Source organism: Anaerocolumna sp. MB42-C2 (assembly GCF_030913705.1).
Taxonomy (GTDB): domain Bacteria; phylum Bacillota; class Clostridia; order Lachnospirales; family Lachnospiraceae; genus Anaerocolumna.
Genome location: NZ_CP133190.1, coordinates 6,193,447 through 6,207,095 on the forward strand (window position 1 = coordinate 6,193,447; position 13,649 = coordinate 6,207,095).

General features: G+C 34.7%; 12 protein-coding genes. 8 read left to right on the plus strand and 4 right to left on the minus strand.

Annotated elements, in window-relative coordinates:
* The first annotated feature begins 159 nt into the window (after positions 1–159).
* The 7 genes from RBU59_RS27465 to pflA all read left to right on the plus strand — a co-directional run bounded on the left by RBU59_RS27465 (position 160) and on the right by pflA (position 8,372).
* On the plus strand, positions 160–1,290 hold the full coding sequence (locus RBU59_RS27465; RefSeq protein WP_308145650.1) for an SLC13 family permease: 1,131 nt from the start codon (positions 160–162) through the stop codon (positions 1,288–1,290).
* A 210-nt stretch (positions 1,291–1,500) separates the two neighbouring features.
* On the plus strand, positions 1,501–2,175 hold the full coding sequence (locus RBU59_RS27470) for a hypothetical protein (protein ID WP_308145651.1): 675 nt from the start codon (positions 1,501–1,503) through the stop codon (positions 2,173–2,175).
* Positions 2,176–2,418: 243 nt separating this feature from the next.
* A complete protein-coding gene (locus RBU59_RS27475; protein WP_308145652.1) occupies positions 2,419–3,225 on the plus strand; it encodes a transporter substrate-binding domain-containing protein in 807 nt (268 codons plus the stop codon).
* A gap of 365 nt (positions 3,226–3,590) precedes the next feature.
* Entirely contained in the window at positions 3,591–4,295 is a 705-nt protein-coding gene (locus tag RBU59_RS27480) for an amino acid ABC transporter permease (protein WP_442871722.1), read from the plus strand.
* Positions 4,282–5,004 (plus strand): amino acid ABC transporter ATP-binding protein, encoded by a 723-nt coding sequence (locus RBU59_RS27485; RefSeq protein ID WP_308145654.1) that lies wholly within the window; start codon positions 4,282–4,284, stop codon positions 5,002–5,004. The genes RBU59_RS27480 and RBU59_RS27485 overlap by 14 nt, the downstream gene beginning before the upstream one ends.
* 211 nt (positions 5,005–5,215) lie before the next feature.
* Positions 5,216–7,441, plus strand: coding sequence for a formate C-acetyltransferase (pflB, locus tag RBU59_RS27490; RefSeq protein WP_308145655.1), 2,226 nt, complete (start codon positions 5,216–5,218; stop codon positions 7,439–7,441).
* A gap of 190 nt (positions 7,442–7,631) precedes the next feature.
* A complete protein-coding gene (pflA, locus tag RBU59_RS27495) occupies positions 7,632–8,372 on the plus strand; it encodes a pyruvate formate-lyase-activating protein (RefSeq protein WP_308145656.1) in 741 nt (246 codons plus the stop codon).
* A 212-nt stretch (positions 8,373–8,584) separates the two neighbouring features.
* Here pflA and RBU59_RS27500 read toward each other — a convergent pair whose 3' ends face one another.
* Both RBU59_RS27500 and RBU59_RS27505 read right to left on the minus strand, forming a co-directional pair.
* Positions 8,585–9,391, minus strand: coding sequence for a Cof-type HAD-IIB family hydrolase (locus RBU59_RS27500; RefSeq protein WP_308145657.1), 807 nt, complete (start codon positions 9,389–9,391; stop codon positions 8,585–8,587).
* Positions 9,392–9,423: 32 nt separating this feature from the next.
* A complete protein-coding gene (locus RBU59_RS27505; protein ID WP_308145658.1) occupies positions 9,424–10,353 on the minus strand; it encodes a diguanylate cyclase domain-containing protein in 930 nt (309 codons plus the stop codon).
* A 426-nt stretch (positions 10,354–10,779) separates the two neighbouring features.
* On the opposite strand from RBU59_RS27505, the gene RBU59_RS27510 reads away from it, so the two are divergent.
* Positions 10,780–11,721 (plus strand): alpha/beta hydrolase, encoded by a 942-nt coding sequence (locus tag RBU59_RS27510; RefSeq protein ID WP_308145659.1) that lies wholly within the window; start codon positions 10,780–10,782, stop codon positions 11,719–11,721.
* A gap of 10 nt (positions 11,722–11,731) precedes the next feature.
* Here RBU59_RS27510 and RBU59_RS27515 read toward each other — a convergent pair whose 3' ends face one another.
* Both RBU59_RS27515 and RBU59_RS27520 read right to left on the minus strand, forming a co-directional pair.
* Positions 11,732–12,052 (minus strand): putative heavy metal-binding protein, encoded by a 321-nt coding sequence (locus RBU59_RS27515; protein WP_308145660.1) that lies wholly within the window; start codon positions 12,050–12,052, stop codon positions 11,732–11,734.
* A gap of 335 nt (positions 12,053–12,387) precedes the next feature.
* Positions 12,388–13,608: an argininosuccinate synthase gene (locus tag RBU59_RS27520; protein ID WP_308145661.1), complete on the minus strand. Its 1,221-nt coding sequence runs from the start codon at positions 13,606–13,608 to the stop codon at positions 12,388–12,390.
* Positions 13,609–13,649 lie beyond the last annotated feature (41 nt).

Below are 13,649 nucleotides of genomic sequence, written 5' to 3' on the forward strand. Positions count from 1 at the left end.
TATATAAAAACATTACATTACAATTTTATTTTAGTAATACAATAATATTCAAAATAAAAAACGAAAATCAACTTACAGGAAAATTATATCAAGGTAATGGTTGAAAATTTAAATAAAAGTGGTACAATTAATTGGATTTTGACAGAAAGGACTAGTGGTATGATACATAAGATAACCCCTTTGTTTAAAAGGGAAGCTGTTTTAATAATTTCGGCTGCATTTGCAGTTTTAACAATGTTTTTTGTGGAACCATCATTAGAATATATTAAATATATTGATTTCCGTGTCCTTGCTTTACTTTTTTCTTTAATGGCAGTAGTTGCAGGGCTTCAGGAAAATGGAGTATTTTTAATTCTATCTGAAAAGCTACTAAGTAAAGTGAAAACGGTTCGGGGGATGTGCTATGTGCTGATTCTTCTGTGCTTTTTTACGTCTATGTGGATAACCAACGATGTTGCACTTATCACTTTTGTTCCATTTACAGTTATGATGTTAAAACTTACGGGAAAAGAAAAAAAATTAATTTTTGTAACTGTGATGCAAACAATTGCGGCGAATCTCGGCAGTATGCTGACTCCTGTAGGCAATCCTCAAAATTTATATTTGTACTCTTATTATAAGTTAAGTGAAATGGATTTCTTAAGAATTACATTGCCATTAACTATATTTTCATTATTTATAATCAGTATTGTCTGCCTATTTGTAAAGGGGGAACCGATTAACTTTTCTCAAAATAAAATTACTGTTATCAATGAGCTGCAAAATAAAAATGCAGTTAATGTAAAGCATATAATTTTGTATTTTATACTATTTGTCCTATGCCTTGGTACGGTAATACACCGAATCGATTACCGCGTAACATGGTTGCTTATAATATTATTTTTATGTTTTTATGATAGAAATATCCTAAAAAAAATTGATTATTCACTCCTGATAACGTTTCTATGCTTTTTTATCTTTTCAGGAAATATAGGTAATATAAACATGATTCACAAGCTAATATCCGAAACGATAAAAAACAGAGAAATAGTATCTTCTATCCTATTAAGCCAGGTAATCAGTAATGTACCTGCAGCAGTTTTATTATCCAAATTCACGGATAATGCGAGGGAATTAATAATAGGTACCAACATTGGCGGACTTGGTACATTAATCGCTTCCTTAGCAAGTCTAATATCTTATAGAATTTATTGTAAAACAGACCGACCGAATTACTTGAAATATTTTATAGTTTTTACGGTATCCAATATAGGGATACTTATTCTGTTATATTTTATTCAATCTTATTGATAGAGTTTTTTTTTGTGACTGGAAGTTCTATACATTTTATTAAGCATTGGCATATAATATCAAAAAGCTATTTATTTCACTTAGGATTAAACCGGTCAGACTGAGACGGTCTGGAATATACATTCTTGGATTGGAATATAATCATCCATAATGTAGAAAAATTGGCGGTTGATCCCAGTAACTTGGAATGATAGGAAAGGAGATTCTTATATGGCTAAAAAATCAGTGGATACTAAGAGATATGTAAAAACGAAAGGTAAAAAAAGAAGAAAGAGAAAACTGATTAAGTTTATCTGCGCTTATTCGGCAGTCAGAGCAACAGTTAAAGTAGCAGGCAGACTCGTTGAAAGGTATAATGAAGAAGATGAAGTGTTGGAGGCAGGGAATGTAGTGAACTACTTTCTGGCATTTAAAGGACGTAATATTAAAGTTGAAAATGAACGTTTTAGCGGTGCCATAGTAAATACTATATGCAGTGGATTAAAGCTGGATCTAAGTAATGCTATTATTGAAGATGATGTGAATATTTACTGCAAGAATACCATGAGCGGAGTCAGTATTATAGTACCGGAAAATGTTAAAGTTGAAGTTTCGTCAAAAACTAAATTCAGTGGTGTAGCTAATAATGTACCGGTAATTGATGATGATGCAGCTCCTACTATTCATATTCATGTTGACAATTATATGTCAGGTGTTGATGTGAAAATAACGCAAGAGAGCAGTATTAAAAACTTTATATATAAGAAAATGAAAGTCAGTAAAGAAGATATAGATTCTGAGGACGATTTTGATTCAGAAGATGATTTTGATTCAGAAGAATCAGTGGATGAAGAATACGAAGAGGTTGAATCTGAGGACGATAGTGAGACAAAGGATAATGAATAATATGAAACAGTATGGATCTTTTGTGAGGCAGATACAATATACACGTTCTGTTGACAGATTCGTAAGTGAAAATGCGAAAAACAGGGGATTCAGAATGTAAAAAAATAAATTGAAATGATAAAAATATCATAAGAGTTTCGGAAAAAAGCAAAAAGACTCTTGAAATTTTCCATGAACGTGGTACAATACTAAGCATTAATATAAATAATATTTTATAAATATGAATTGAGGAGGAAACTATTTATGAAAAAGTTATTATGTGCAATGCTTACCATTGTTCTTGCTATATCACTTGTTGCCTGCGGTACCAAAAAGGATACTGGTAATTCTGCAGGAGAGGGTGCTTCAGTTTCAGAAGGTGCAACAGCCGGAGAAAATGACACATTAATAGTAGGAACAGAAGCCGGATTTGCTCCATATGAATACATGGAAGGTGACAAGGTAGTTGGTATCGATATGGATATAGCACAGGCTATTGCAGATGCTATGGGTAAAAAACTTGAGATTAAAAATATGGATTTCGACGGTGCTTTACTTGCAGTTCAGCAAGGCAAGGTAGATATGGTTGCGGCCGGTGTATCCGTAAATGATGAACGTAAGAAAGTCATGGATTTCTCGGTTGATTATGTTAATTCTACAGAAGTGGTAGTTGTTAATAAGGTGAATCCTGCCGTTACCGGTGTAGAAGATTTAAACGATAAAACAATCGGAGTTCAGCAGGGTAATATAGCTGATTTTTATGTATCTGACGAAGGAAATGTTAAAGCGAAAGAAATCAAACGTTATACGAAATTCGCTCAGGCTGCAGAAGATTTAAAAAACAATAAAATAGATTGTATCGTTATGGACCAATATCCTGCACAGGAGTTAGTCGATTCCAATGATACACTCACTATTTTAGATGGCACCTTATTTGAAGATAAATATGCAATCGCTGTAAAAAAAGGCAATACTGAGCTTTTAGATAAAATCAATGAAGTCATCAATAAATTAAATGAAGATGGCAAAATTGAAGAATTTACTGCAAACCACACAAATGCAGGAAAATGATTACATAACAAGTAATCAATTAATTTAAATGCAGAAAGCAGCAGACAGAAGTTATATTTGTCTGCTGCTTATTATGTGTTTATAATTATATGCATAATTTATACCTGCTATGGTATGATAAACATTAATATAATAATTATGTTATTAGATTGTAAGGATGAAGATTGCTGCTTTTGAAAACAGAATTATAGATAAGAATTAACAGTCTGACTTATCAATAGAGGTTAAACAAACAAATTAATAAATATAAGATTATTTAAGAAGGTTAAGAATTATCAGGCTGATTCAGAAATATAATTATCAAATAGATTTAAATAAAATATTTATATATTTATTCAAAAAAGGAGAAGTTTAAGTTGGATACTATTAGAGATTGGTTTATATCACTTTTAAATCGATATTACGATGCATTTATAACAGAACATCGATATCAATATTATCTGGATGGTTTATTAGTGACTTTGGAGATATCTTTAGTTGCTATACTTATTGGTGTTTTTATTGGGATACTGGTTGCAACTTTAAAGGTTTCGGTGGCAAACATAAAAGGTTTACGCTTTATTGGCACCATATGTAATTGTTATATCAATATTATTAGGGGAACACCTGTTATAATACAGTTACTTATAATTTATAATCTGATTTTTACATCCAGAGATACGAATGAAATAGTGGTTGCGGCTGCCTGTTTCGGAATTAATTCCGGTGCTTATGTTGCGGAAATTGTACGTGCAGGTATTGAATCCATAGATAAAGGACAGATGGAGGCCGGACGTTCTTTGGGACTAAATGCAAATCAGACTATGTTTTATATTATAATGCCTCAGGCAATCAAGAATATTCTGCCTGCTTTAGGCAATGAATTTATTGTACTTATTAAAGAAACCTCCGTTGCCAGTATCATAGCCGTAACGGATCTGACAAAAGCGGCACAGTATATCGGTTCCCGGACGTGGGACATACTTACGCCGCTTCTTATTTCGGCCGTATTTTATTTGGTTATTGTTTTAGGATTAACCAAATTATTGGGAATTTTTGAGAGGAGGATGAGCCAGGGTGATAACAACTAAAAATCTGACCAAAAAGTTTGGCAGCCATTTGGTTCTTAATGGCATCAATGAAACCATAGAACAGGGAGAGAAAGTTGTAATTATCGGACCTTCCGGTTCAGGAAAATCAACTTTCTTAAGATGTTTAAATTTATTGGAAGTTCCTACAGACGGGGAGATCTGGTTTGAGGGAAATAATATAACCAATCCGAAAACAAATATAAACGAGCTGCGTCAAAAAATGGGTATGGTGTTTCAGCAATTTAATTTATTCCCGCATCTTACAGTACGTGAAAATATAACATTAGCGCCGGTTAAACTTGGGCTAATGAATAAAGAAAACGCTGATAAGAGAGCCATGGAGCTGTTAGAGCGTATCGGGCTTACAGATAAAGCAGATGCTTATCCAAGGCAACTCTCCGGTGGACAAAAGCAGCGTATCGCTATTGTCAGAGCGCTTGCCATGAACCCGGATGTAATGTTATTTGATGAACCCACTTCTGCTTTGGATCCGGAAATGGTAGGGGAGGTACTTGCCCTTATGAAAGAATTAGCAGAGGATGGTATGACTATGGTCGTTGTAACCCATGAAATGGGATTTGCAAGAGAGGTAGCAACCAGGGTTTTATTTATAGATGAAGGGCAAATAAAAGAACAAAATGAGCCGGGGGCCTTTTTTGATGAGCCGAAAAATCCAAGGTTGAAAGAATTTTTATCCAAGGTATTATAAATAATTATAGTTATAGTTTTGTCTTATTGATAATTATTCCGCAACAAAGCACTTGACAATACAGGACATTATCTTATAATACAATATATAGAGGCGAAAACAATCTCAACTACTAAATGTGCTATGTGCATAAAAAAATTGGCAGTTAGTTGCTAAGCTTCACTATATTTCACAAAAAGGTCTATAGCTTATATAGAAAAGGAGAAAAACAATGAGACAGGAATGGTATGATTTTAATACGGGAAGCTGGACTACGGATATTAACGTAAGAAGTTTCATTCAACATAATTATACACCTTACGAGGGCGATGCTTCTTTTTTGACAGAAGCAACACAAAAAACAATGGATTTATGGAATCAGGTATCTGATTTAATGAAAGAAGAATCAAAAAAAGGTATCATTGATGCAGAAACACTTAAGCCTTCCACAATTACAACTTTTGGACCGGGATATATAGATAAAGATAAAGAGTTGATTGTTGGATTTCAGACGGATAAACCCTTAAAGAGAGGTATTATGCCAAACGGTGGTGTCCGAGTGGTTAAAAACGCTCTGGAGGCCTATGGATATACATTAGATAAAACGACAGAAGAGATTTTTACAAATAACCGTAAGACACATAATGACGGTGTTTTTGACGCCTATACCGACGCTATGCGTAAAGCAAGACATACCGGTATTATAACCGGACTTCCGGATGCTTATGGCAGAGGACGTATTATCGGTGACTATAGAAGAGTTGCTTTATACGGTGTGGATTGGTTAATAGAAGAAAAGAAAGAACAGAAAAAATTACTGGAGAGAAATACACTGGAATCACCTGAAATCCTTGAAAGAGAAGAAATTTCAGAGCAGATTAAAGCCCTCAAACAGTTAAAAGAGATGGCGGCTTTTTACGGATATGATATCGGCGGACCAGCTAAAAACTCTTTTGAAGCTACCCAGTGGACATATTTTGGCTACTTAGGAGCAATAAAAGAACAGGACGGAGCGGCAATGAGTCTTGGCCGTGTATCCTCATTCCTGGATATTTATTATGAACGGGATTTAAAGAATGGTTTAATCACAGAATCCGAAGTTCAGGAATTAATGGATCAGTTTGTTATGAAATTAAGAATGGTACGTTTCTTAAGAACTCCATCTTATAATGATTTGTTCTCAGGGGACCCGACCTGGGTAACAGAATCTATCGGCGGTATGGGAATGGACGGAAGAACACTTGTAACAAAAAGCAGTTTCCGTATCCTGCATACCTTATATAACTTAGGACCTGCACCGGAACCTAATTTAACAGTGTTATGGTCCAATTTCCTGCCGGAACCGTTTAAGCAATTTTGTGCAAAAGTTTCTATAGATACCAGTTCCATTCAATACGAAAATGATGATATCATGCGTGAAGTATGGGGTGATGATTATGGTATTGCATGTTGTGTATCAGCCATGAGAATCGGTAAACAGATGCAGTTCTTCGGTGCCAGAGCAAACCTTGCAAAAGCATTGTTGTATGCAATTAATGGCGGTAAAGATGAAAAGGCAGGAGAACAGGTCGGACCGTTATTTGCACCGATTACCAGTGATTATTTAGATTATGATGAAGTAATGCTAAAGTTTGATCAGACTTTGGATTGGCTTTCTGAGTTATATATCAATACCTTAAACGTCATTCATTATATGCATGATAAATATAATTACGAACGTTTACAGATGGCACTTCATGATATAGAGATATTACGTACGGAGGCTTGTGGTATAGCAGGACTTTCCGTAGTGGCTGATTCCTTGTCTGCAATTAAATATGCAAAAGTAAAAGTGATTCGTAATGATGAAGGATTAGCTGTAGATTACAAAATTGAAGGGGAATATCCTGCTTTTGGTAATAATGATGACCGCGTAGATCAGATCGCAGTGGATTTGGTTGAGCGTTTTATGAATAAATTACGTAAAGTTAAAACTTACCGTGGTGCAAAACAGACACTGTCTGTTTTAACGATAACCTCCAATGTAGTATATGGTAAAAAGACCGGTAATACACCGGATGGACGTAAAGCCGGAGAACCATTTGCACCGGGTGCGAATCCTATGCACGGAAGAGATAGAAGAGGAGCGATTGCATCCATGGCATCGGTTGCTAAACTTCCTTATAAACATGCGGAGGATGGCATTTCTTACACATTCTCTATCGTACCAAAAGCTCTTGGCAAGAGTCTGGATGAAAGAGTTAACAATCTTGTTGGTATGCTGGACGGATATTTCTGTGATAAAGGACATCATATTAATGTTAACGTATTTGACCGTGAGACCTTAATGGATGCGATGGATCATCCTGAAAAATATCCTCAGCTTACGATTCGTGTATCCGGTTATGCTGTTAACTTCATCAAATTAAATCGTGAGCAGCAGTTAGATGTTATTAATCGTACTTTCCATGAAAGATAAAATGAAATAAGTACAGGCAAAGCTTGTTCCTGACATTATATAATCAGGAACAAGCTTAATTGCACTTATGATTTCAAGAGGATTAAGGTTTAATAATTTGTCTATATAACGGTTATATTGATATTAAAATAATAACAAAACAAAAGATATCAGTAAAACAACTTTAAACTGGAAAGGTAAGGTGGATAAAATGAATGTAATCGGAAGAATTCATTCCCTTGAAAGTTGCGGAACTGTAGACGGACCTGGCATACGTTTTGTTGTTTTTATGCAAGGATGTCCTTTAAGGTGTCAATTCTGTCATAACCCGGATACCTGGGATACGAATAAAGGAATTGAGTATACACCGGAACAGTTGATGAGAGAAATAGTAAAATATAAATCTTATATGGGATTTTCCGGCGGAGGCGTAACTTTTACAGGCGGAGAGCCCTTAATGCAGCAAGGTTTTATATTAGAAATGTCTAAACGATGTAAAGCAGAGGGAATAACCGTTGCCATTGATACTTCCGGTTTTATTTGGAATGATGATGTGAAAGAAATTTTAGAATATACGGATATCGTATTGCTTGACATAAAAAACTATAATCCAATCGTTTACGAAGAGGTTACAGGAGTATCCCTATCTCCAACCCTGGAATTTCTGGATTACTTAAAAGAGAAGAAGATCAAAACATGGATCAGATATGTTCTGGTTCCCGGATTGACGGACAATATTGAGAGTATTAGAGAATTATCCAAACATCTTTCCGATTATCCTAATGTTAGTAAGATAGAATTATTAGGTTTTCACAAGATGGGAGAATATAAATGGAAAGAACTGGGAATAGAATATAAGCTTTCTGCAACAAAGGAGCCAAGCGAAGAATTAATGAAAGAAGTGAAAAATATATTTGAATTAAGCGGTAAATTAGTAGCAGTTAATGTTTGATTCAATCTAACAGGAGTATCCCACTTAGTAAAAACAGCACGATAAGTTTATTACAGTATTGATTTTACTAATGGGATACTCCATTTTGATTTTAGGTTTTATTAAGAATTAAATTTGTCTGCTAAACTTAAGTAAAACCAAAAAGTGATTTAGAATTTATAAAAATAAGCAGGACTTTGTGCAAATTATCTGTCGGTTGCCGGATTAGCATATTACAGCATGAATTCCTTTATAACATGGGCTATTCCGTCCTTATCATTGGATAAGGTAATATAATCTGCTGCTTTTTTTACAATATCCTGTGCGTTTGCCATAGCTACACCCATTCCGGCATACTGGATCATGGATAAATCATTAAATCCGTCTCCGCAGCTGATCATTTGATCTTTAGATAAGCCTAGGTATTCTAATAATTTGCTTAGTGAATAAGCTTTATCAATATTTTGAGGCATTAGTTCCAGAAAAAACGGTTCTGACCGGTATACACTGAGCTGTTGTCCAAACTTTTCTTTCATATTAACTTCAACTTTCTCAAGCTTGGCACTATGTCCGGTCATCAGGCATTTATTTACGTCAAAATTAATATATGACGGAAAATCGTTTACTTTTTTTATTGGAATGCAATTTATCCTGGCTTCAGTCTCCATATACTCATCTATTTCCGAATCGGTAATGATACAGTTATCTTCATAAGAAATAATTCCAACAGAATATTCCGAAGCAGCAGTATGTAATTTAGGAATTATATCACCCGGAAGAACTTTTTGATAAATCGTTTCATTGTTTTTGCAGTTTATTATTTTTGCACCGTTATAGGATAATATAAATCCGTTGTACTCAGATAATTTTAATTTATTGGCTAATGGAAGAACACCCGGAGTAGGGCGTCCGGAAGCTAAGACTACTTTATGGCCGCGTTGCTGTATCCTCATTATGGAATCCAGAGTCTTATCTGAAATTTCTTTCTTTGAATTCGTTAATGTTCCATCAATATCTAAAACTAGTATTTCATATGCCATTGGTATCTCCTTAAGAATTTCTCGTTAGTCTATTAATTTATAAATTCTGTACTTTCCAGTATAGGATAGTTATATATGCAGCGGTTTTTTCCTGATGATTTACCAAGATACAATGCCTGATCTACGTTGCTGTAGTTTTTTTCAGCGGATATAGATCTGTCATACTTAATAATACCTCCCGTAATCGTACATTGGAAGGTATTATTATCACACTTAAAACTGTACTCACTCACTTCTTTTCGAAGTTTGTTCGCAAGATTTATAGCTTCAACTTCCGAAATATCAGGTAAGCAGATCATAAATTCTTCTCCGCCCCAGCGACTTAGTATATCTTCTTCCCGAAGCAGCAGCTTTAGTATATTTGATACGGTGACTAATACCATATCACCTGCATTATGTCCATAGCTATCATTGATCTTTTTAAAATTATCAATATCATATAATAAAAGAAAGATAGGTAACGTATGTTGTGTTACGTAAGCTTGTAACTGATCTGCAAAATAACGGCGGTTATATAATTTAGTTAGATAATCCGTAACAGCCATTTCTTTTAATTCCTGCATTAAGAACTTAAGTTCTCTCTGGATTTTGATGTTTTGCATATGCACTTTAACACGAGCTTTTAATTCTTCAGGAATAAAAGGTTTTGATACATAATCTGCGGCACCGACTTCAAATCCTTTTAATACGGAATCCGAATCGTTGTTGCCGGTTATAAAGATAACAGGGATATCCTTGGTCTCACTATTGGACTTTAAGAGTCGACAGGTTTCATATCCGTCAATACCGTTCATAATTATATCAAGCAGTATAAGTGTGGGATGTATTTTTTGTGCTGCTATAATACCTTCTTCACCGGAATGGACAATATAAATATGCAAAGATGGTGTTTCCAATATTCCTTTTACAATACTGCAAATAATATCGCTATCATCCACTACTAATATGGTGTCTTTATCCATTACATTCTCCTTGCATTATCTTTATATCAAAATCTGTTACAAGCAACATTTTATTACTTAATTAATAGTAAAGCATTTTAGCTAAAAATTCAATACAGTAAATTGTTAAATTATTTTATCGTAAAAACAATGTTTTATAATAAATCGGCAGTTGTATCACCTAATTGGCGTATAATACCAATAAAAGAAACAGTAATTAGTTTTAAACCTTAAAGTTCGTCCACCAGGCTGGACTGTAACATTTAATCTAGTATTATCAAGAAATTCTTAATAAAATATCAATAAATTTTTTAATAATCTTATGATAAAATAATATAAGTACGGGTATTGTTTTTAGAAATAATTATGAGTCAGTAACGGGTAATCAGACATATTTAAAACCCCGTAATTTATAAAATCGTAAAAAGATAGGAGAAAATTAAAGAAATGTTAAGTTATATTATTTTGTTCATGTCCCTTATAATCGTGACAGTGCTGATAGCAGCTTCATGGGTTTTATCCAATATAGTATTGAAACCTAAGGTATTAGCCTATGATAAACTTTATCAAAGAGAAATAGAAGAGGGAAGACTGAATGAACAGGAATACCAAGGTCTTGAAAAGGAAGATTTTATTATTAAATCCCGTTATGGCTATCATTTATCCTGCCAGTTAATCAATAATGATATAAGTAAAGAGCAATTTCTAAATCCGGATAATAAACTAAAAATAGCAATTATCTGTCATGGTTATACCTGTGGTAAATACAGCAGTATGATATATGCTTCCATGTTTTTAAAAAAAGGCATTACTGTACTTACATATGATCACAGAAATCACGGTTTAAGCGATAAAGCTTATACAAGTATGGGGTATTACGAAAAGTTTGATTTACAGACGGTACTGGATTGGTGTTATTCAGAATTCGGAACCAATCTTGCTATAGTAACACATGGTGAATCTATGGGGGGAGCAACGGTTTTATCCCATCATGCCATAGATGGGAGAGTACGTTGTACAATAGCAGATTGTTCCTATTCCTCTTTGGAAGAATTAATACGTTATCAATTAAAAAAATATTATCATTTACCCACATTTCCGTTTTTACCTGCAGCCAAAGTTTTAATTAAGCTTCGGGCCGGGTTCTGGATTAGTGATGTTATTCCAATGGATGCAGCAGTTAAGAGTAATATACCGATACTGTTTATACATGGACTGGAAGATGAATTTGTACCTTATTACATGTCCCAGGCCATGTATGATGCCAAACCGGATAAAAAAGAAATCTATTTAGCACCCCATGCAAAGCATGCTCAGTCTTGCCAGAAGAATCCAAAGGAATATAAAATGATATTAGAACAGTTTCTGGAAACATATTATTTTAATTAATAATTAAAAACTATTTAAGCCTGACTGCAGTACCGGAAGCAGTGACCATAAGCATACCGTTATCGGCTCCGAGCACTTCATAATCAATATCCACACCAACAATAGCATCGGCACCTAACTGTCTGGCGCGGTTTTCCATTTCTCTCATGGCATTTTCCCTCGCCTGAATTAACTCTTCTTCATAGGTTCCGGAACGGCCGCCAAAAAAATTAGAAAGCCCTGCTGTAAAATCTTTTATAAAGTTAACACCGGAAATAACTTCACCAAATACAACACCCTTATACTCCAAAATTGTTTTGCCCTCAACGGAAGGCGTAGTTGTGATAATCATTTTAATTTCTCCTTTCATAAAACAAACAAGATATATATATACATTACTATATATCTTATAGTTTACAACAAAATAAAAGAATAATTAAATTTAAATTAGAAAAATAATAAAAATTTTTAAGGTAATAAACTAATATATGCTTATTTTGTGCTAAACAAAAAGCCTGTTCAGGCTTTTTTGTTAAATAAGAAAGTTCTCCGAACTTCCCTGCTTAACAAAAAGCCCTCCGGGCAGGATGCACATGAACAGACAAAAGGATAATATTCTTTAGGGTGGATTGTCACTAAAGTGACAGCACGTCAGGGCTGGAGTCTGATAACCAGACTCTTATATTACTATTTATTTTTTTCTGCCTCAACAGCAGCCATCTTCATGGCGCGGACCTTTAAGGAAAGACCGAAGAGGTTAATAAAGCCTTCTGCATCATGGTGGTCATATAAATCACCGGTAGTAAAGGAGGCAATACTTTCATTATACAGGGAATAAGGAGAAGTGGTACCCTGCTTAATAATATTACCTTTATATAATTTTAATTTTACTTCACCGGTCACATACTGCTGGGTTACATCAACAAAAGCCTGAAGTGCTTCGCGAAGCGGTGTAAACCATTTGCCCTCATATACAACATCAGCAAATTTATTGCCGATTTCTTTCTTGCAGGTTAATGTTGCACGGTCCAGAATTAATTCTTCAAGTTGCGTATGAGCCTCCATTAAGATAGTTCCGCCCGGTGTTTCATATACGCCGCGGGATTTCATACCTACTACGCGGTTTTCGACGATGTCGATAATACCAACGCCATGCTTACCGCCAAGTGTATTTAATTCAGTTATAATGTCGGAGGGTTTCAGGGCTTTTCCGTTAAGTGCTGTGGGGATACCTTTATCAAATGTTAAGGTAAGAGTTTCGCCCTCATCCGGAGCTTTCTCAGGAGATACGCTAAGTACTAATAAATGGTCATAATTTGGTGCACATGCAGGATCTTCTAATTCCAGACCCTCATGGCTGATATGCCATAAATTTCTGTCACGGCTGTAGCTGTTATCTGCAGAGAAAGGCAGGTCAATACCATGGTTTTTACAATATTCAATTTCTTCTTCCCTGGAGGAAACATCCCAGATTCTCCATGGAGCGATTATTTTAAGATCAGGAGCTAAGGCTTTAATACCTAACTCAAAACGTACCTGGTCATTACCTTTACCGGTGGCACCGTGGCAGATCGCAGTAGCATTTTCCTTTCTTGCAATCTCAACCAAACGTTTGGCAATGACAGGTCTTGCCATAGAAGTTCCCAGTAAATATTTGTTTTCATAAACGGCACCTGCTTTCACACAAGGTAATACATAATCATCAACAAATTCATCTACCACGTCTTCGATGTATAATTTTGTTGCACCGGACAGTTTAGCTCTTTCTTCTAAACCATCTAATTCATTACCCTGACCTACATTAATACATACACATACAACATCATAATCATAATTTTCTTTTAGCCATGGAATAATCATGGTAGTATCCAATCCGCCGGAATAAGCAAGTATAACTTTTTCTTTCATATTATATATCCTCCTGAATTTTTTAAATAGTTTTTAAGGTG

Excerpts from the sequence above, each read along its gene's own strand:
- RBU59_RS27465 (WP_308145650.1), top strand. The coding sequence starts at position 160 with ATGATACATAAGATAACCCCTTTGTTTAAAAGGGAAGCTGTTTTAATA.
- RBU59_RS27470 (WP_308145651.1), top strand. The coding sequence starts at position 1,501 with ATGGCTAAAAAATCAGTGGATACTAAGAGATATGTAAAAACGAAAGGT.
- RBU59_RS27475 (WP_308145652.1), top strand. The coding sequence starts at position 2,419 with ATGAAAAAGTTATTATGTGCAATGCTTACCATTGTTCTTGCTATATCA.
- pflB (WP_308145655.1), top strand. The coding sequence starts at position 5,216 with ATGAGACAGGAATGGTATGATTTTAATACGGGAAGCTGGACTACGGAT.
- pflA (WP_308145656.1), top strand. The coding sequence starts at position 7,632 with ATGAATGTAATCGGAAGAATTCATTCCCTTGAAAGTTGCGGAACTGTA.
- RBU59_RS27500 (WP_308145657.1), bottom strand. The coding sequence starts at position 9,391 with ATGGCATATGAAATACTAGTTTTAGATATTGATGGAACATTAACGAAT.
- RBU59_RS27505 (WP_308145658.1), bottom strand. The coding sequence starts at position 10,353 with ATGGATAAAGACACCATATTAGTAGTGGATGATAGCGATATTATTTGC.
- RBU59_RS27510 (WP_308145659.1), top strand. The coding sequence starts at position 10,780 with ATGTTAAGTTATATTATTTTGTTCATGTCCCTTATAATCGTGACAGTG.
- RBU59_RS27515 (WP_308145660.1), bottom strand. The coding sequence starts at position 12,052 with ATGATTATCACAACTACGCCTTCCGTTGAGGGCAAAACAATTTTGGAG.
- RBU59_RS27520 (WP_308145661.1), bottom strand. The coding sequence starts at position 13,608 with ATGAAAGAAAAAGTTATACTTGCTTATTCCGGCGGATTGGATACTACC.